General features: G+C 70.6%; 14 protein-coding genes. 4 read left to right on the forward strand and 10 right to left on the reverse strand.

The annotated features are described in order from the left end of the window. Position 1 precedes the first annotated feature (1 nt). Both AC07A4_RS11915 and AC07A4_RS11920 read left to right on the forward strand, forming a co-directional pair. Positions 2-439 carry an NUDIX domain-containing protein gene (locus tag AC07A4_RS11915; RefSeq protein ID WP_478596395.1) on the forward strand — a complete coding sequence of 146 codons (438 nt, stop codon included), beginning with the start codon at positions 2-4 and terminating at the stop codon, positions 437-439. A gap of 53 nt (positions 440-492) precedes the next feature. After that, positions 493-1,812, forward strand: coding sequence for a UDP-glucose dehydrogenase family protein (locus AC07A4_RS11920; RefSeq protein WP_478596398.1), 1,320 nt, complete (start codon positions 493-495; stop codon positions 1,810-1,812). A 181-nt stretch (positions 1,813-1,993) separates the two neighbouring features. Here AC07A4_RS11920 and AC07A4_RS11925 read toward each other — a convergent pair whose 3' ends face one another. Further along, positions 1,994-2,686 (reverse strand): TetR/AcrR family transcriptional regulator, encoded by a 693-nt coding sequence (locus tag AC07A4_RS11925; protein WP_478596401.1) that lies wholly within the window; start codon positions 2,684-2,686, stop codon positions 1,994-1,996. A 53-nt stretch (positions 2,687-2,739) separates the two neighbouring features. Here AC07A4_RS11925 and AC07A4_RS11930 point away from each other — a divergent pair, with 53 nt between their 5' ends. Then, positions 2,740-3,870 carry an FAD-dependent oxidoreductase gene (locus tag AC07A4_RS11930; RefSeq protein WP_478596403.1) on the forward strand — a complete coding sequence of 377 codons (1,131 nt, stop codon included), beginning with the start codon at positions 2,740-2,742 and terminating at the stop codon, positions 3,868-3,870. A gap of 147 nt (positions 3,871-4,017) precedes the next feature. Here AC07A4_RS11930 and AC07A4_RS11935 read toward each other — a convergent pair whose 3' ends face one another. The 4 genes from AC07A4_RS11935 to AC07A4_RS11950 form a co-directional block, all read right to left on the reverse strand. Beyond that, entirely contained in the window at positions 4,018-4,434 is a 417-nt protein-coding gene (locus tag AC07A4_RS11935) for a hypothetical protein (protein ID WP_478596405.1), read from the reverse strand. 193 nt (positions 4,435-4,627) lie between these two features. After that, a complete protein-coding gene (locus AC07A4_RS11940) occupies positions 4,628-5,044 on the reverse strand; it encodes a hypothetical protein (protein ID WP_478596408.1) in 417 nt (138 codons plus the stop codon). Between the two features lie 622 nt (positions 5,045-5,666). Further along, a complete protein-coding gene (locus AC07A4_RS11945) occupies positions 5,667-6,731 on the reverse strand; it encodes an LLM class flavin-dependent oxidoreductase (protein ID WP_478596410.1) in 1,065 nt (354 codons plus the stop codon). Between the two features lie 181 nt (positions 6,732-6,912). Then, on the reverse strand, positions 6,913-7,467 hold the full coding sequence (locus tag AC07A4_RS11950) for a hypothetical protein (RefSeq protein WP_478596413.1): 555 nt from the start codon (positions 7,465-7,467) through the stop codon (positions 6,913-6,915). A gap of 270 nt (positions 7,468-7,737) precedes the next feature. On the opposite strand from AC07A4_RS11950, the gene AC07A4_RS11955 reads away from it, so the two are divergent. Then, the gene (locus AC07A4_RS11955) at positions 7,738-8,097 is read left to right on the forward strand and encodes a hypothetical protein (protein WP_478596416.1); all 360 of its coding nucleotides are present in this window, start codon (positions 7,738-7,740) and stop codon (positions 8,095-8,097) included. 171 nt (positions 8,098-8,268) lie between these two features. On the opposite strand, the gene AC07A4_RS11960 is transcribed toward AC07A4_RS11955, so the two are convergent. The 5 genes from AC07A4_RS11960 to AC07A4_RS11980 all read right to left on the reverse strand — a co-directional run bounded on the left by AC07A4_RS11960 (position 8,269) and on the right by AC07A4_RS11980 (position 18,504). After that, a complete protein-coding gene (locus AC07A4_RS11960) occupies positions 8,269-9,741 on the reverse strand; it encodes a hypothetical protein (RefSeq protein ID WP_478596418.1) in 1,473 nt (490 codons plus the stop codon). Between the two features lie 48 nt (positions 9,742-9,789). After that, a complete protein-coding gene (locus AC07A4_RS11965; protein ID WP_478596420.1) occupies positions 9,790-11,136 on the reverse strand; it encodes a discoidin domain-containing protein in 1,347 nt (448 codons plus the stop codon). Positions 11,137-11,323: 187 nt separating this feature from the next. Beyond that, positions 11,324-11,833 (reverse strand): hypothetical protein, encoded by a 510-nt coding sequence (locus AC07A4_RS11970; RefSeq protein ID WP_478596423.1) that lies wholly within the window; start codon positions 11,831-11,833, stop codon positions 11,324-11,326. Between the two features lie 24 nt (positions 11,834-11,857). Then, positions 11,858-16,312, reverse strand: a complete 4,455-nt coding sequence (locus AC07A4_RS11975; protein ID WP_478596426.1) for a discoidin domain-containing protein — start codon at positions 16,310-16,312, stop codon at positions 11,858-11,860. Then, the gene (locus AC07A4_RS11980) at positions 16,309-18,504 is read right to left on the reverse strand and encodes a hypothetical protein (protein ID WP_478596429.1); all 2,196 of its coding nucleotides are present in this window, start codon (positions 18,502-18,504) and stop codon (positions 16,309-16,311) included. The genes AC07A4_RS11975 and AC07A4_RS11980 overlap by 4 nt, the downstream gene beginning before the upstream one ends. Between the last annotated feature and the right edge of the window lie 2 nt (positions 18,505-18,506).

Genomic DNA, 18,506 nt, shown 5'->3' on the forward strand with positions numbered 1-18,506 from the left:
GATGCACTCGGACACCACCCCGGCCCAGGAGCCGTCCACCGCCCGCGGAGCCGTCGCGATCATCACCAATCGCCGCGGCGAACTCCTCCTCCACCTGCGCGACGACCTGCCGCACATCGCCTGGCCCGACCACTGGAGCCTGCTGGGCGGCGGCACCGACCCGGGCGAGAGCCCGGCCCAGACGATCGTCCGTGAGCTCGACGAGGAAGCCGGCCTGGCCGTCGAGGAACTGACCGAACTCTTCGAGACCCGCGACGAGCACGGCTCCGGCCAGACCATCACCTTCTTCGCCGCCCACTGGGACGGCGACGAGACCCAGCTGCCGCTGGCCGAGGGCGTCAAACTCCAGTACTTCGCCCCCGAGCACCTCGACGTCCTCTCCATCCCCCCGTTCATCCGGGACGCAATCCACCGCTATCTGGCCGCTCACCCTGCCTGACCGTGTCCCGACCGGGGCCGCCGGGCGGCGGCCCCACCAGGAAGGACACCCCCGTGAAACTCACCGTGATCGGCTGCGGCTACCTCGGCGCCACCCACGCGGCCTGCATGGCCGAACTCGGCCACGAGGTCCTGGGCATGGAAGCCGACATGGACAAGGTCGCGACCCTCAACTCCGGCAAGGCCCCGTTCCACGAACGCGACCTCGACGGCCTCCTCGCCAAGCACACCGCCAGCGGGCGCCTGACGTTCACCGCCTCCTACGCGGAAGCCGCCGACTTCGCCGACCTGCACTTCATCGCTGTCGGCACCCCGCCGCAGCCCGACGGCCATGGCTACGACCTCACCCACCTGTTCAACGCCGCCCGCCGCCTGGCCCCCCGGCTCACCGGCCCGGCCGTGGTCACCGTCAAGTCCACCGTCCCGGTCGGCACCGCCCCACGCGTCCGTGACCTGCTGCACGCATACGCACCCGCCAAGGACGCGGTCGAGGTCGCCTTCAACCCGGAGTTCCTGCGCGAGTCGTTCGCCGTCGACGACACCCTCCGCCCCGACCGGCTCGTCCTCGGCTTCCCCACCGAGCACTCCTGGGCCGAGTCGGTGCTGCGGCAGTGCTACGCGAAGTTCATCGAAGCGGGGACGCCGACGATCACCACCGACTGGGCCACCGCCGAGCTCGCCAAGGGAGCCGCGAACGCCTTCCTCGCCACGAAGATCTCCTTCATCAACGCGATGGCCGAGGTCTGCGAGGCCTCCGGCGCCGACGTCGCCCAGCTCGCTGACATCCTCGGCCACGACGTCCGCATCGGCCGCCGCGGCATGCGGCCCGGCCTCGGCTTCGGCGGCGGCTGCCTGCCCAAGGACCTCCGCGGCTTCATCGCTCGCGCCGACGACCTCGGCGCCGGCCAGGCCGTCGGCATCCTGCGCGAGGCGGACGCGGTCAACACCCGCCGCCACGAGCGCGTGATCGAGCTGGCCCGCGAAGAGCTCGGCGCCGACCTCTCCGGGAAACGGATCACCGTCTGGGGAGCCGCGTTCAAGCCCGAGACAGACGACATCCGCGACTCCCCGGCCCTCGCCGTCGCCCAGAAACTCCACGAACTCGGAGCCACCGTCACCGTCACCGACCCCCAGGCCCTCGACAACGCCCGCAAGACCCACCCCGGGCTCGACTACATGGACGACCCCATCACCGCTGTCCAAGACGCCGACCTGCTGCTGCACCTGACCGAGTGGCCTCAGTACTCCCACATCGACCCGCACCGCCTCGTTACCCGCGCCGCAACCCCGAAGGTCATCGACGGACGCGGCACCCTCCACGCCGATGCGTGGCGGGCCTCTGGGTGGAGTTACCGGGCACTAGGGAGCCCTTGAGCCCCTTCGCGCCACCACGGCATGGCCCTAGTGCGCCCCCCTTCCAGTGCCCGCACCTCATCGAGCGGGCTGTCGATCTGCCAGGCGCAGTGACAACACCCTCAGTGGCGCAATCCAGGGCCGGGCCTCCCGGGCGCCGCCTAGGCAAAGGGCCTCGCTCACCTTCGGCAAGACCTGAGCATCACGCCGACGGCCGGGCGAGTTTGGCGGCCACGGCGTCGAGGACCCAGTCCAGGCCCGTCGTGAAGGATGTCTCGGCGTCCACGTCCGCGCCGTCGTACACGGCCTTGGTCAGTGCCGGGAAGCGGCCCGTGGCCAGCATTTTCGTCATATGGGGGCCGGAGGCGCGCTGCCAGTCGTGTTGGGACAGGCCCGTGGCGCGCTCGGCGCGCAGGTTTGCGATCTCGCGCCTGATCGCGCCGGTGGAGTAGGAGCTGACCGTCTCCACGGCGCGCAGGGCGGTGTCGACATCGGCGAGGCCGTCCAGGGCGCCCAGCGTGGCCTCGGCCACGGCGAGGCCGTTCGGGCCCAGGGACGGGCGGCCGCCGAGCAGGTCGGCCAGCCATTCGTGGCGGAGGGCGGTCTGCCGGGTGCGGTGGGCGAGGGTGCTCAGCGCCTCCCGCCAGTCGCCGGGCCGCTCCTCGGGGAGGATCTCGGCGTTGACCTCGTCCAGCATGAGGTCGAACAGCTCCTCCTTGGTGGAGAAGTATCCGTACAGCCGCATCGGGCCAGCGCCCAGCCGGGCCGCGAGCTTGCGCAGCGATACCGCCTCCAGGCCGCCCTCGTCGGCCAGGGCGATGGCCGCGGCGACGATCCGCTCCCGGTCGAGCGGCACGGGGCGAGTCGGCGGCTCCGGCCGGTCCCAGACAGTCATGGTCACATCGTACTGTTGCGATGCACTGCACGATGTCAATACAGTGTATTGATATGAGACATCGCATTGCCGTGATCGGGAGCGGCCCCGCCGGCCTCACCTTCGCCCGTGTCCTGCACCGCCACGATCACCCCGTCACCGTCCTCGAACGCGACCCCTCCCCCGCCGCCCGCCCCCCGGGCGGCACGCTTGACCTGCACGAAGGGCTGGGCCAGCGCGCGCTCGACAAGGCGGGGCTGCTGGCGCGGTTCCAGGCGCTGGCCCGTCCCGAGGGGCAGGCCATGCGCATCCTGGACACGGACGGAAGCGTTCTGCGGGACTGGCCACCCCATCCGGATGACCGGGCCAATCCCGAGATCGACCGCGGGCAACTCCGTGACCTGCTGCTCGGCCCGCTCGACGTCCAGTGGGGGCGGGGCGTGACGCAGGTGGTGCCGGGCGCACGGGACGGCGTACGCGTCCATTTCGCGGACGGGCGACAGGAGGCGTTCGACCTCGTGGTCGGCGCGGACGGCGCCTGGTCCCGGACCCGCCCGGCCGTCTCGCCGGTGACGCCGCACTACACCGGCGTCACCATGGTCGAGACCTCCCTGGACGACGTCGACACCCGCCACCCCGACCTCGCCCGGCTGGTCGGCGACGGTTCCCTGGCTGTGTACGGCGTGAACCGAGCGCTCGTCGCCCAGCGCAACAGCGGCGGCCACGTCAAGGTGTACGCCCAGTTCCGTGCGCCGGTGGACTGGCACACGCGCCTGGGCCTGGACCGGGACCTGGGCGACGCCGAGGCCACGCGATCGAGTCTGCTGGCCCTGTTCGAGGGCTGGGCCGCTCCCGTCCTGGACCTCCTCCGCCACGGCACCGCTTTCGCCCGCCGTCCCCTCTACGCCCTGCCCGTCTCCCACACCTGGACCCACGTCCCCGGCGTGACGCTACTGGGCGACGCCGCCCACCTGATGCCCCCTCTGGGAGCGGGCGCGAACCTCGCGATGCTCGAAGGCGCCGAACTCGCCGAGGCCATCGCCACCGGCCCCGCAGATCTGGACGGGGCCGTCCGCGCCTTCGAGGAACAGATGTGGGTACGAGCCAGCAAGTGGGCCACAATCACGACGACCGGCCTGGAACGCCTCGTGAGCCCGGACCCCGCCGAAGCCCTCGCCCTCTTCGACCAAGTCCAGCCATCCTGACGCGGCGAACTCCAAGCCCAGCCATTCTGAACGCGGCCAACTGACGGATGAGCGATCCAGCAAGGCTGGAACGGCCAGCCTCGGCGACAGGCGAACTGCCTCGTACGCGTCGGCTGGACGCGCACGAGGCAGCTGGTCAGTGCGGGTTTACGACCAACGGTCGTTCTTCTTGACCGCCTTGACGGCGACACGAATGTCCTGAGGGCTTGTGCCTGCCACAGCGGTGACGTCCACCTGCGTTGGCCAGGTGGTGCGCGGGTAGACGAAAGGAATCTTCACCGTCACCGGTACAGCGCCCTTCTTGCCCGTAGCCGTGATGGTGACCTTGTAAGCGGCGCGCTTGCGGCCTTGGTTGCTGACGGTGAGAGGGACGACCCACCGACCGTCCTGTCGGCGTGGCGCATAGGCGATGACCTCGCCGCCCTGGGCCTTGGCGGCAGCCGTTCCGTAGCCGTAGTCCTCAGGCTCGGGGATGTCGGTCTTGTGCGGGGCGACGGGCACCCCACTGACGGCGTTCCTGGCCCGCTCTTCCAGGACCTTCTGAAGCTCCTCCTTGGCTCGCACATCCCGCCCCGTGGCCGGAGGCGTCTCCCCCGCCTGAGAGGCGGGCCCCCGGCTGGCGGAGGCCGCCGAGCCCGAGTCAGGCTTGCCACTCGCCGTGTCGGAGCCTTCTGACCCGCAGGCCGTCAGTACGAGCGACGCGGCCGCGGCGAGGAGCACGGGCTGCGTGGCTTTCCGGCGCGGGCCGAGCATGGGGCTATCCACAGGGGAAGACGCGGTCGGACTTGTAGTTGATGTACGGCGTGCTGCTGGATGTCTTCGCCATCTTGGCCGTCACTGGGGCGCAGGCGAAGCTCGACACCCTTACCGGGCCCGCCAGTTGGCTGAAGTTTCCGGAGTCGGTGTCACAGCTACCGCCTCCGACCTTGCATATCTTGATGTACATGTACTGCGTGCTGCCCATGTTGTTGTCGAGGGTGACGCACCCCTTGCCGCCGTTCTCGTACGCAAACAGAGTTCCCAGACGTTCGCGGGGGTCGGTTCCCACGGGAAGGGGGACGGCCTTGCGGAGGGTATAGCCCGCGCCGCAGTCGGTTGCGGCGGCTTCGACGGCCTGCCGGTCCGTCTGCGCGATGGCCAGCGTCGCCTGGTCGGCATCCTTCGATACCTGCACGTCAGGAGTGTCCGACGCGACAGCGTAGGGCCCGGCGGCTACGGCCGAGACCAAGACCGCCGCGATAACTGCCACTTGCTTGACACGTGTTGATCTGCGCATTGCGAACCATCACTCTCTACTGGAAGGCTGCCGAACGTCGCCCCTCGCCGCAGGCAGCGGCAGCCGTGCTCCGCTGCCGCGTCTGGGGCTGCGACGTACACGGGTCCGGAGAGCGGAGAGCGGCGAGCTGCTGGTGCTGGCGGACACCCGCGCATGCCGCAGCGGTGCGGAGTGCCCGATCACTGTAGGCGTGGCTTCAATTTTTTGCTTATGTAATGCGGGAACACCGACAGACTGTTGGCCCGAAATCACCCTCAAGCGGAATCAACTCCAGGCGCGGGGCTGGAGGTTGAAGACTGCGTGATGGTTGTGCGCGCAAGATGAAGTGGAGCAGTGAATACCTGCGTCCGCTTTTCTGTAGATGGCTGGTTCACATGCTGTCGCTGGACGCTTCGTTGCTCCTCAGAAGGCGTTACGTCCGGCGGGGCGGAGCCTTGGCGGGTGCGGCTTCCGAGGTGGGGGGCGGCGGGCGGAAGAGGCTGAAGGCGCGCGGCGATCCGCTGCGCCAGCCGCTGGCTGCTCAGGCGAGGAGCTTCGCGAGCTGAGCCATCTCCTTGGGCGGGTCGATCGCCGGCTGGATGACGAGTTCGTCGACACCGGCCTGTTCCAGGGCGGTGACGCGGGTGAGGAGCTCGTCGCAGGTGCCGACCAGGGCCAGGGTGTTCATCAGCGAGGGCAGGATCAGGTCCCGGTCCTCCGGTGCGATGCGTCCGAGGTAGTTGGGGTAGAGCTTGATGTGCCGGTCCGGCGCGGTGGCGGTGGTGCCGCGGCGGTCGAGGTACCGCTGTACCGCCTCGCTTTCCTCGGGGCCGAGTTGCCCGACGAAGGCGTGGCGGTCGGCGGCCGTGTCGGCGGCGAAGGCCAGCAGCGACATGACGATGTGGCCCGTCGCGTCCCGGGCCGCGTCGCCGTGGGGGTCCTCGTCCTCGTCGAGTACGTGCACCGAGGTGATCAGGTAGGAGTCCGTGCCGGAGTCGGGCTCGCGGGATGCCTTCTGGACGGCGTGGCGGCGGGTGTCGTGCAGCGCGTGCCAGGCGGTGGGGTCCAGCAGGCCGAAGGAGATGAGACCGGCGCCGCGGTGACCGGCGACGGCGGCGGCCTTGGGCCCGAGCGCGGCCACGACGAACTCGATCGGGTCCGCGGTGTTCACGTGCGCCCCGGCGTGCAGGAACCGGATGTCTCGGACCTGGTCACCTTCGCGGTACTCGGTGGCGCGTCCGGCACACAGGTCCTGCAGTGCGGTGGTGAAGTCCTCCAGCGCGGCCGCCGTGGCCGGCGGCATGCCCAGGGTGCGCCGGGCGGTGTTGCCGGTGCCGACCCCGCAGATGATCCGCCCCGGCGCCAGGGCGTTGAGGCTGGCGAGCCCGCTCGCCGCGGCCGGGGCCGAGCGCAGCGCCGGTGAGGTCACGCCGATACCGAGCTTGATGCGGCGGGTGGCCTTCGCGCACAGGCCCAAGGCGACGAACGGGTCACCGTGGACCATCGGGGAGTCGTTCAGCCAGAAGCTGTGCAGGCCCAATTCCTCGGCCCGCACGGCGAGATCCTCCACACCGGGCCGCGCGGCGACCACGACGCCTGCACGCATCAAGACCTCCAAGGCGTGAGAGCCAAGCGAACTGGCTCAGCATGACAGGTCCAGCGACACGACGAGATGCGCGCGGAACTTCTGGATTCGCGCCGCACGGCACCGGGCGGCCCTGCGGTACCCGTTTCCGGCTGACACACCCGCCTAGAGGACACGGCCACCCACGTCACGTGAGAAGCCCCTAGCAGCCGAGTTGGAGCTTGGCCAGGAAGGCCAACGTGTCGGGCTCCGGTCGGTTGCCGCAGCTGATGGTGCCCTCCTCCATGTTGGAGTACGTGGTGTAGGTGTTGGGGCCTCGGCCGACCCAGCCGATGTTGCCGGTGAAGATGTTCCGCGCGCAGGTGTACGAGGTGTACGTTCCCGAGACGGCGCGTGTGCCCTTGTAGAGCCCGTAGTAGCCAGGGCTGAAGGCCCACCGCATGGTGGTCGACTCGCTGTCGGTGGTCGCCTTGGTCAGCTGTACGGAGAAGCCGACCTTCACCGCGACCTTGGCGAAGACGCCCCCGGCGGCACTGGAGACCTCAACGCTGTTGTTGATGCTGGTCGAGACGGTGTTGACGCGGCTGACCGTATAGGTCCGCTCGGCGGTGGTCCCATCCGTCACGTTGATGGCCTCGAAGTGCGTGATCACGGGTTCGACCTGTGCCGATGCCACATCGACGAAAGTCTCCCCCACGGTGCAGGGCAGCGGAGGCGGGGTGGCCTCGGCCGGTGCGACCAGTAGCGCGGACACCATGGCGGCTCCGGCGATGACGGTGGCACCGCGCCACCAAGGCAGGCTTCTCGAGTGGGAACGTCTCACCGTACCTCCAAAGGAAAGCGGCCCCCGTCGCTCCACAACGAAGGCAAGCGGCGAGAGAGAGCCTCTCCTGGCTGGGTCCGTCTGGCATCGGCGAGTTCACGCCACATTTGCCCCACGCACGTATCCGGCGAAGCCCATGCGCCGGTTGCCAGCGGATCGGTGCACGGGCCGTGATCGTCCGGGAGGCGCTATCGTCGGCAATCCATGATCGACAGCAAGAGTGAAGGTGAGGGAGGAGCGGGTGTGACCGATGAGACGAACAGACCTGCCGAGACTGGTGACTCGGGAAGGGGCGGTGACGAAGAGGACATGAGCGCGCCGACGCGCGGGGGCGGGCAAGGCGGAGGGTTCGGGGAGCCGTGGTGGGCTCATCTCGGCCCAGTGGGCGGCGTGATACTCGTTCTGGCCGGAGTCGGCGTCGGCCTGCTGGTCTTCCTCAGCGACTTCGACCGTGACAGCGGCCTGATGACACTGCACGGCGCAGCTAAGGTCATCGCCATCGGACTCGTCGTCAGTGGCACTACTCTCCTCGCCCGGAGGCAGCGTCCTGGACAGCGGGAGTAGCCCCGGCTGGTCACGCGCACCGGACCGACCGCAGGCGAGCCACCACCGCAGTCAGCGACATCCCCCAGCCCCCACTGCCCACCCGGACACCGGGTCCCGTCGGCCGAGCGGGCAGCCCGGCCGACGCTTCGAACCGTGTTTCAAGGCTCCGGAAGCCTCAGACCCGAACCCTCACTGGGGCCGATCCAGGAACCACCGCCAGCGCATGTTGCCGTTTTTGATCGCCTTGAGTGAGACGTAAGCCTTCGTCGCGTTGTCCTCGTTCAGACCTTCGCCTGAGTGGTACTGATTCCTGATGACGACCATATGGCCGAAGCGAAGGATCTCGCCGTTGTCGCTCACCTTGCCGGTGGTGGTGATGTTGCCGCTGCCGGTATTGAGACTTGATCCGGTGATGGCTCCGCTGCTGGCGATCCCGTACTTGGTGCCTGCCTTCAGGCTGGATCCCTGGACGATTCCGCTGGTGGTGATGTCACCGGAGCCAGCGTTGAGGCTGGATCCGGTGATGGCTCCATTGCCAGCGATCCCGTAACTCGCACCAGCCTTCAGGCTGGATCCCTGGACCGTTCCGCTCGTGGTGATGTCCCCCGAGCCAGCGTTCAGGCTGGATCCGGTGATGGCTCCATTGCCAGCGATCCCGTAACTCGCACCAGCCTTCACACTGGCCCCCTGGACGATCCCGCTCGTGGTGATGTCCCCCGAGCCAGCGTCGATCCGCATCGTGCCAGCTTCGTTGGTGATGGATTCGTGCACGATGAGCCGGGCCATGACGGTGACGTCCTCCTCGAAGGTCGTGCGGCCGTGGAGGGTGGTGGTCTTGTCGCTGCTGTCCGCTGTGAAGGTGTCGGCGACGCTGACCTTCTTGGCGGTGAGCTCCTTGGCCACGATGGTGGGTTCTTTCACGGTGACCGTGGTGGACAGGTAGTGGTGCTGGTCGAACTCCTTGGTTTCCGGGTTCGGCGTGCGCGCGTCGAGGACGAACGTGGTGGTGTCGAGGAGACCTTCGATCTGCACGCTCTGGCCGGTCACCCGCTCGGGGGCTCGACCGTCGTACGCCAGCCAGTACTCGGTCTCGTGCTCGCTTCCTTCCCAGCGCAGCGTCGCCGTGCCGTTGTTGGGGATCTGTGGTCGTTCGCAGGAGAAGGCGCGGAAGAAGAAGAAATCGTCCACGGCCTTGCTGATCGGCACGGTCCAGTCCTCCTCGTCGGATGGGTTCGTCGTAGTCGTGGTGGTGGCGGCGGTGAGGGTCAACGCCGCTTCGCCGGGCAGGCGGCCGACCGGGATGGCGTCGAGGATGAGGGTGAAGTGGGCGGTGTCGGTGAAGACGAACTTCCTGCTCGGGCCGGGCGGCGTGCACACGTACGTGGTCCGGTCGCCGCTGGGAGCGATGCTCCACGTACCGCGGCTGCTGGAATGCCTGTGGTTGATGTTCCCGGGGTTGCTGGTCAGATCGGTGTGGGTGTCACCCACGGGGATCGTGACGGTGATCCGGGTGCACTCGACATCCGGGACGCCCTCGGCCTTGGTGAACCTGAGCTGGATGAGGCCGAGTTTGGTCTTGCTGGCGGTGGAGACCGCGAGGGGCGCGGGGTCGTCGGGCGCGGCTGTCAGCAGCCGGTCGGCGGTGATGCTGCGGGAGCTCATGAGGACTCCTGAGGCGAGTCGGCGTGAGGCGGAAACCTGCCGGGGCTGTCAGGTGATGACGGTGACGTCGCCTTCGGCGCGGGCGGTGAGCGCGTGGATGGTGGCCTCGTCGCCGCGGGCGAGGAACGTGTCGGTGCCGCCTTCCTGGACCGCGAGCCGGTCGGTGGCGGTGAGGCTCGCGGCCTCGATGTCGGGGTCGGCGACGGTCACGGTGGCGGACCGGTAGCTGTGGACGGTCTGGCCCGACGCGTTGGTCCTCTGGGCGTCCAGGACGAACGTCGTCGTGCGGCTGAGCCCGGCGAACCCGGGCAGGTCAGCCGTGTCGAAGCTGCACCCCCGGGCGGTGGGCACGCTGATCCTCTCGGTCCGGTCGTCCCAGGAGAGGTAGTACTCGGAGTTCTCCGGGCTGCCCGTCCAGTGCAGGGTGACGTGGCCGCCGTTGTCGACGCGGGACTGCTCGCTGGAGAAGTCCTCGAAGACGAAGGCGTCACCGGCCTTCTCGAACCCGTCCAGGCTCGTGGTGTGGCGGACCTCCTCGCCACCCGTGATCACCGTCTGTGTGAGGGCGAGGGCGGCGGCGCCAGGTGTCCGGTTGATCGGGATGTTGGACAGGATCAGGGTGAAGTCGCGGGAGCCCTCAAAGACCGCCTCTCCGCTGTCCGGAGTGCACACGAACGTGACGGTGGAGTCCTCGGAGCGCGTCAGAGCACCTTGGCTGGCCAGGAAGTACCTGACGACGGCGTAGCCCTCGTTCGACGGATCGACGATGGTGAGGATCCTCAGGAAGCGGGCGCGGAGCGGCGGATCGAAGGCGCGCTGGATGCGCGAGGTGTCCTGGACGGGATGCTCGTCGAGGTCGCGCCAGTTCAGCCCGTCCAAGGATGACTGCAGACGCAGCATCTGGACCTTGTTGCGGCCGTTGGTGAAGCCGGTCGCGATGTCCAGGTCGGCGATGTCCTGGTCGACCCCGTAGTCGACGACCAGGGCGGAGTCCTTCGGGACGAGGCCCGCGGTCTGGTAGTAGACGTCGTCTCGGGGGTCGAAGATGTTGGCGAACCCGTGGCCGGGGGCCTCACCCCACTCGGGAGCGGCCGGTACGGGGGCGGCGGGCAGCCGGTGGATGGACCAGGTCGCGCCGGTGCTGTCGCGTGGGTAGTCGTCGATGAGCGTGTGGTCGGCGCCCGCCGCGTCGTTGACCAGGTCCGTGGCCGCGTCCCCGCGGGGCAGCGACACGCTGATCTGGGTGCAGGTCACCGCCGAGGCCGCGGCGGGTGCGGCGAAGGTCAGGAAGATGCTGCCGCGCTTGACCTCCTGGGTCGTGGAGACGACGAAGCGTGCGGGCGGGGTGGTCTGTGAGGTGACCGACAGCGGGGCGTCGGAGGTGGCGGGATACACGGCGGGTCCTCCCGGGGCAGACACACGCGGACTCGGGGAGCCCGTGCGGGCGGGTCGGTCGGGTCGGTCGGGTCGGTCGGGTCGGTCGGGTCGGTCGGGTCGGTCGGGTCGGTCGGGTCGGTCGGCGGCAGGAAAGTGGGTAGTTGGGCGGCGGGTACGAGCAGGTGCGGGGGCCGGTCCGCGCAGGTCAGGACCGGCCTTCGAGCGGCGCTTGAAGGGTGAGCGGCAGGTCGGTGCCGCGCAGGGTGTGCGTCTCGGATCCGGTGGCCGACTCGTCGGTGACGCGCAGGGTGACGGTGCCGGGAGAGCCGGTCAGCGGGATGCGGTCGAGGATGAGGGTGAACGTCGTGCCGTCGTCGAAGGCGGCTTCGTGGCGCGGGTTCTCCGGGGTGCAGACGAAGACGGTGCGGTCGCTGTGGGAGGTGCTCTTGCGGATGTGCCAGGTACGGCCGCGGGGGGCGCCGTAGGTGGCGTCGATGCGGTCGGGCCGGTTGGACAGGGCTTCGGGCCGGTCGCCGGTCGGGACCTCGACGGTGATGCCGCGGCAGACAGGGGTCGTCTTCGCCGCTTCGGGGGCGCGGGAGACGGTGATCTCCAGTCGGCCCTGACGGGGACGGCCGGGGGTGGCCTGGGTCAGTACGGGCGGGAACGTGGTCAGCGTGTAGCGCAGGGCTGGCGTGACGGCGGGCTCGGTCATGCGATGCGGTCTCCAGGTGAGGTGTCAGGACCGGGACGCCGGTCCGGGACCGGCCTGCCGGGGTACGGGGTGGAGCTGGAGGTAGCCGGAGCGCGCGGTGGGCGTCGCGTCGTCGGGGTGGGCGAGGTGGTCGGCGGGGAGCAGCGGACGCTCGTCCCAGTCGAGGTGCTCGGTCTCGGTGGCCTGCGGCTGTGCCCAGCTCCAGGTGCCGTGGCGTGCCGACAGCGGTGGGATGACCAGAGCCGCGTCGTCGGGGGCACAGCTGGCCCGGAAGGTCCGCGTGCTGAAGGTGCCTTCGGCGTCGGTGGTCAGACGCAGGCGCAGGTAGCGGGCGGCGACCGGGGTGGCCAGGACGTGCTCGTTCGTCGGCTGCCGGGCGTCGAAGGCCCGCGGCTCCCAGCTGCCGTCGTCGCCGGTGGCGGACGACTCCAGGACCGGCGTGCCCTGCCAGTCAGCGCCCCCGGCGGTTCCGGCGTGGAGGGCGTAGCCGGTGAGCTGCTGGACCGACCCGAAGTCCAGCGTGACGGTGCCGCCGGCCGCCGGAACGTCCAGACTGCGGAACTCCGCCGTGGGCGGGGCGCTGTCGGCGATGTTGCTCAGCGGGTGGTCCGGGTCTTCGGTCATGGTGGTGTGGAGGCTGCGCCGGTCGCGGGTGGCGGCGAGGAGCGGGCTGAGTCGGAAGGAGGCACGGACGGCGGCCAGTGCCTGGTGGACGCGGTCCGGGTCGAGCCGCAGGGAGTGGACCGGGAGGATGTCGGTCGTGGCGTGGACGGGCAGGTGGGGGTGGGCGAGCAGGGTGACGTGACGCGTGCACCGGCGGGTGGCGGGCCGGGCGGGCAGGGCGAGGTCCCTGCCGTTGGTGGTCGCCTCGAGGTAGTCGTGGTCGGCAGCGGGATCGAGGGCACGCAGCAGTTCGTAGTCGACGTCCTGGCCGGGTGCGGAGCTGAAGTAGCCGATGAGCCCGTCGTCCAGGGCGTACGGGTCGCCCAGCCGGATCGCCCAGGTGTCGTCACCCTCGGTGTCGCCGTCCGCGGTGTCGGCGGGCGGGTTGAGGACGGTGTCCCAGGACGGATCGACCGGCAGCGGATGGTGCAGTTCGAGGTCCAGGGTGGCGTGGACGAGTGCGACGGGCCGTCCGATCAGCAGGCCGGGCAGCTTGCTGTCCTCAGCGGCGGGGTCGACGACAGCACGCAGGCTCTTGTCGATGGTGGCGATCAGGGCGTCGAACGCGCCGGCGGAATCGTCCCGGTCGAGCAGGCCCGCCAGGAAGCCGGCCAGCTGCGGGTGATCGGCGATGAACCGGGAGTCGGTGCGACCGGTGTACGGGGAGTGCGGCAGCGGGGTGAAGACGGTGACCCGGGTGTCGCCGCCCGGAGTGACGGTGCGCAGTTCGCCCAGGGCCTGCCCCGTCGGGCCGTAGACACCCAGGGTCCGGTCGAGGTAGTTGACCAGGAGCAAGCCCGCCAGTCCGTCAGCCATGCCGGACGGCGCCTGGGCGATCGCAAGGCGGGTGTCCTGGAGGATGCGGGGCGAGAGCTGGACGAACCGCTCCGGGTTGATCAGCCGGGGCTCGGCGTCGTACAGGTCCTGGCTCGGCGTCACCGAGGGGGTTTTCAGAGGGTACTGGTCGTACCAGTTGCCACCCGCGCCGGAGGCGACCAGATCGGCACAGCGGCCGAAGCGGTCCACAATGCGCAGGTCGGTGAAGAAGAACTGGCCCGCGCGCACGGGCTGGAAACGCTTCTGGTGGGGTCCGCCCGCCGGGTCGGGCACGTGGTTCTGCTCCCCGGCGAGCGCGGCGACCCCGGGCTCGGTGGGCACCTGCGCGCCGCCGTCGAGTTGCAGCAGCCAGTCGTTGAAGCCGTCGAGGGTCTGGGACAGGATGTCCAGCGGTTCGAGCTCCCTGCGCAGTGCGGCCAGGCCCGCGGTGTCGGCGCTCGGGTAGTCGGCCCGGTAGCGGGCCAGCTGTTCGCGCAGCACGTAGACGGTGGTGGGGGCGAGGTAGGCGCGGGAGCGGAAGAGCCGGTTGAGGACGTCGCCTTCGCTCTCGAAGTCGGCCTCCAGGGTGCCGGTGCCGTTCCAGAGGTAGCTGTAGGAGTCAAGGCCGCTGCCGGGCGGGGGCGCGGTGAAGGTCCAGTGGTAGCCGTCGGCCGTCTGGTACGGGGTGGGGAAGTAGGTCAGCTTCCACATCAGCAGCATCGGCAGCCAGGGCTGGCGCCAGGGCGCGCAGTACTCGGCCAGGGGGCCCCTGGCGTGGGTGGCGGGGTTCTGGGTGATGGTGTGCAGGGCGCTGTGGCCGCCGTCGGGGGTGCGTGCGGCCTCGTCGAGGAGGGCGAACTCCTTGAGCAGGTCCGCGCAGGCAGCGGGCAGCCCGGTGAGGCCGGGGTCGGGCGGGCTGGCGGGCGGTGCCGTCCAGTCCGTACCGATCTTGACCTCGGCGAGCAGGTTGGAGGGCAGTCGGCAGGGCAGCGGGTTGTCGCGGTCACGGGCGAGCGGAACCGTGCCACCCCCGGTGCCTTCGATGAGGACGACGGGGTCGGCGGGCTTGTAGAAGCTCTCCTGGGGAAGCCGCTTGAGCTGGAGGTGGTCGGCCAGGCCCCTCGCGGTGGCCCACGCGTCGATGGCGTCCTGGAGGTCCTGTCCGGCCGCCGCCTGGGGCATGTCGTGCCGGAGTTCGGCGAGCCGTGCCAGGCCTGCGTCGGCCTGCTTCGCCGGGCCGTCGTTGACGGGGTCGAGCAACCGGTCGCACTCCGTGTCGAAGCCGGGGGGAAGGGTGTCCGGGCGTTCGCTGTCAGGCAGGTTCCGCAGCCAGTGCAGCGCCCACACCCGCCACTGATGTTCCGTCAACTCCCGCTGGATACGGTCGTACTCGACCTGGGCCGCGTTGAGTTCGTCCAGCGGGAACGGCTCGTCACCCGCCGTCCCGAGGTGCCCGGCGGCAGGCCCCCGGTCGTCGCGGGGGACGATCTGCCAGGTGTGGCCGCCGTCGCTGCCGGAGAACCAGCTGCGATGGGTGACTTCGGCACGGTCGCGCTCCCCGTCGGCGCCGTCGAAGGTGTCCAGGGTGCCGTGGTAGAGCGCGCTGAAGAGCTGGGCGGTGCGCGACGAGCGCGTCTGGTGGCCGACCAGGGCGGCGGCCGCCTCGCCGGTACTGTGCCCGAACGCGATCTTGGTGCGGGTGGCGTCGGGGCGGTCGTCGTCGGGAGCTTCGCCCTCGCGCCGCCACTCCAGGCCGAGCGCGGTGCCGTGGTACAGGCTCCGCGTCGTCTGCGGGGCGGCGGTGACCTCGAAGCGGCGCACGGCGGCGGGCCCGGGCCCGGCCTCCAGCATCCACAGTTGCAGATAGCGGGCGGTGACCGGCCGCTCGGGGGTGTACTCGATGACGGGGGTGCCGGCGTCGAAGTCCTGGTGGTGGGCGGAGGGCCAGTTGACGCCGTCCACGGAGGTCTGGACGCGTACGGCGGGCAAGGTGTGCTGCTCGTCCGGGTCGCCCACCAGTACCCGCAGTGAGCTGACCTGCTGGACGCTGCCGAGGTCGACAGTGATGCGGTCCGAGCGAACGGGCGCCTTCTCGCTCAGGTAGTAGGTGTCCTCCTGGTGGTCGAGGACGTTGCTCACCTCGTGCCCGGTCGCGGTTCCCATGCCGCCCTGGACGAGGGCGGTGCGCCCGGCCACGGTCCAGCCGAGGGCGGCGATGACGTCGGCGGCCGACGAGGCGTCGGCGTCCGGGGGCAGCAGCCCGGGGATGCCGCCCACGGCGTTGAGGATGTCCTCGTCGGTGTCGCTGTACCAGCCGACGACCAAGTAGCTCAGGGTGGCGTCGGGCGGGTAGCTGTCGCCGTGGGCCGGGTCCTTGAGGTCTTGGAGGTCGTCGTGGAAGGAGAAGACGTTCTCGTGGAAGGGCTCGAAGGCCGCGAAGCTGGGCAGGCCCGCGCCCACGGCGGTCAGGAACAGCTTCCGCTCCCCCGGTGGCTCCGCCCAGGCTCCGTCGGCGAGGCTGTGGACGCGGCCGAGCCAGTCGACCTCGGGGGCGTCCGTCTTGCGCGGGTTGACGAAGCTGTTGATCACCCCGTAGCCGTCGTAGAGGTCTTCGTCGTCGGAGTACAGGTAGTCGCTGTGTACGACCCAGCCGACGGCCTTGCGCGCACCGCGCACCCAGGAGTAGCGGACGACCAGCCAGCGGTTGGGCACCAGGGGGAAGCGAGTGGCCCCGTCGTCCTCGGCCACGAAACCGTCCGTGAGCGCTTCGGGCAGCTCCCACTGGACGTGTACGCCCTCGAAGCTCTCGTCGTCGCGGACCTCTTTGGCCCCGCTGAAGGCCTCCGGTTCGGCGGCGCCCCGGCCCTCGTCGTCCGGATAGGTGCCGAGCATGCGGTCGAAGCTCGGCTGGTAGCGGTGGAAGGGGTGCAGGGAGCGCACCTTCCGGTTGGCCAGCAGGGCGTGGACCTGGACGGGCACGATCAGGTCGGTGTCGCTCACGCGGTCTCCTCGGCGGTGGGCGTGGGCAGCAGGAGCTGCTCCAGCGGGGCGTTGACGAGTTCCAGGGCGAGTTGGCCGGGAGAGAGTTCGCCGTCCGCGCCGCAGGCGGCGGACAGCGCCGCGACGAAGCCGCCCGCGCCGTGCAGGTCGAGGACGTCCGGCTGCGCGGCGCCGGGGCGGGCGGGGCGCAGGTGGTCGAAGACGGTGCGCCCGCCCGCCGGGTCGGGGAACTCGGTGCCGGTCGGGCGGCCGACGTCGTCACCGGTCAGGTGGCGCAGGCTGACGCGTTGTGCGGAGTTGATGCCGAAGTGGATGCCCTGCCCGGGCTCGCGGATGACGACGCTGTCCGGGACGGCGTCCCACAGCACCAGCAGGATGTCGGGCGCCAGGTGGTCGCGGCGCAGCTCGCCGACCTGCTCGCCGCCCCGGGTGGCGAGCAGGTCGAAGACGGGCCAGGCGCGGACCAGTTCGGAGTTGATCAGTAGCCCGGCCGCGGGAATCGGGCTGTCAGAGCCCTGGAGCAGCCTTTCCCGCAGCAGCGGGTGCAGGTCGCGGTCGACGGAGGTGTGGACGCCCACGTCCGTCGCGCCCGCCACCAGGGCCCGGATCCAGGCCGGGTCGACGCGGAAGGCCCGCAGGCTCTCGGGCGGCAGCAGCCGCGGGTCGGGCACCAGGTGGTTGAAGGGCACGCCGCGCAGCAGGGCGAGGCGGTCCAGCCACTCGGGCATGGCGGGGGTGCGGGCGGTGACCACCGCGCTGAGCGACTGCCGGGCGCGCGGGTCGGCGAGCAGCGCGGCCGGTTCGGCGCGGGCGGTGCGCGCGGTCGCAGTGGGGGCCGGTTCGGGGCGCAGGTCGGCTCGCAGGGCCTGGACCAGGCGGCCTCCTAACCCGGACGCGGCGAGTTCGGCCAGCGCCGTGGCGGCGGGCGGGGCGTCGGGGTCGTGCTGGGCGCGGCCGGGGTCACTGCCGAGCGCGGCCAGGGTGGCGGCGCGGTCGGACAGCGCCCGCCGCGCCTCGACGGCTTCGCCGCTGTAGTCGGGGTCGGCGAGCGCGATGGTGCGGCCCAGTGTCCACGCCGCCGCGTAGCTGACGTCGAACACGCCGTACTCGCGGTCGTAGATCAGGGCGTGGTCGGCGGTGGTGTGCGCGCCTTCGAAGGCTTCGCCCGGCAGGTTCGGGGCGGTGAGCGGGGTGAGCGGGCCCCGGTACCAGGCGTAGGTGTCATCGCCCGCCAGGGTGCGGTGGGCGACGGCTCCATAGCCGTGGTGCAGCCGGGTGCGTACGTACTGCTCCTCGGGTGCGGACGCCGAGCCGGACGCGGGGGCGTGACGCAGCGCGAGGTTCTCCGGGTCCTCGGCACCGGGGGCGACGAGGCCGCGCAACAGCGTGCCGGGGTCGAGCGTGCCGTCGGGGGCGTTGGTGAACGACCAGGACCACAGGCTGCACAGCCGTATGTGTCCGCTGTCCGCGAGGGTGCCGGGGGCGAGGCGGTCCAGATGGCCTTCCAGGGAGACCAGGTGGACGGCGTAGGCGCCGGGGGTGCGGGGGAAGCGGTTGGCGGCGACGACGGCGTACTCGCCTTCGGTCAGCACCTCGCCGTCGTTGCGGAGTTGGGGGGTGCTGCGCACGTCACGTGTGTGCGTGAGGTGGGACAGCTCGTCCTGGCGCGGGACGAGGGCGTGGAAGACGTCCACCGGCACGTCGATCGTGCGGCAGGGCAGGTCGTCGTCGATGTCTCCGGACAACTCCGGCCCGGTGATGTCCTCTTCGGCGGGGTGGCGGAGACGGCCGATGGTGCGGGTGGTGAACTCGCCCTTGGCGTCGGGGTCATCCGCGGTCTCGCCCTCGGCGAGGACCAGGAGCGCCAGCCAGGGCGCGGGGGCCGCCCGTCCCAGCAGCTGGCGTTCCCAGGGGAGGATCGCCCGGTTGAGTGTGATGTGCGGCAGGACGTGGGTGTAACGGCCCACTGCTCCGGCCGCGGGGTAGGTGGCGTGGACGGAGGTGGGGTCGAGGTGGAACCGGGCCGCGCGGATCTCGTAGCGGTCCACGGCCCCGGGGAGTTCGGGCGTGGTGTCGAGGCGCTGGCCGTCCTTGGTCAGGCAGTGGTCCACCGTGATGGTGTAGACGCCGGCGGTGGTCGCGGGGGCGAGGTGGTCGTAGAACGTGATGTCCAGGTCGGGGCGGGCGGGCACGG

It is taken from the genome of Streptomyces sp. NPDC043996 (assembly GCF_056435225.1).

Bases quoted from the DNA above. Each gene is read 5' to 3' on its own strand.
- AC07A4_RS11925 (WP_478596401.1), bottom strand. From the start codon at position 2,686: ATGACTGTCTGGGACCGGCCGGAGCCGCCGACTCGCCCCGTGCCGCTC.
- AC07A4_RS11945 (WP_478596410.1), bottom strand. From the start codon at position 6,731: ATGCGTGCAGGCGTCGTGGTCGCCGCGCGGCCCGGTGTGGAGGATCTC.
- AC07A4_RS11955 (WP_478596416.1), top strand. From the start codon at position 7,738: ATGATCGACAGCAAGAGTGAAGGTGAGGGAGGAGCGGGTGTGACCGAT.
- AC07A4_RS11960 (WP_478596418.1), bottom strand. From the start codon at position 9,741: ATGAGCTCCCGCAGCATCACCGCCGACCGGCTGCTGACAGCCGCGCCC.
- AC07A4_RS11970 (WP_478596423.1), bottom strand. From the start codon at position 11,833: ATGACCGAGCCCGCCGTCACGCCAGCCCTGCGCTACACGCTGACCACG.
- AC07A4_RS11930 (WP_478596403.1), top strand. From the start codon at position 2,740: ATGAGACATCGCATTGCCGTGATCGGGAGCGGCCCCGCCGGCCTCACC.
- AC07A4_RS11915 (WP_478596395.1), top strand. From the start codon at position 2: ATGCACTCGGACACCACCCCGGCCCAGGAGCCGTCCACCGCCCGCGGA.
- AC07A4_RS11950 (WP_478596413.1), bottom strand. From the start codon at position 7,467: ATGGTGTCCGCGCTACTGGTCGCACCGGCCGAGGCCACCCCGCCTCCG.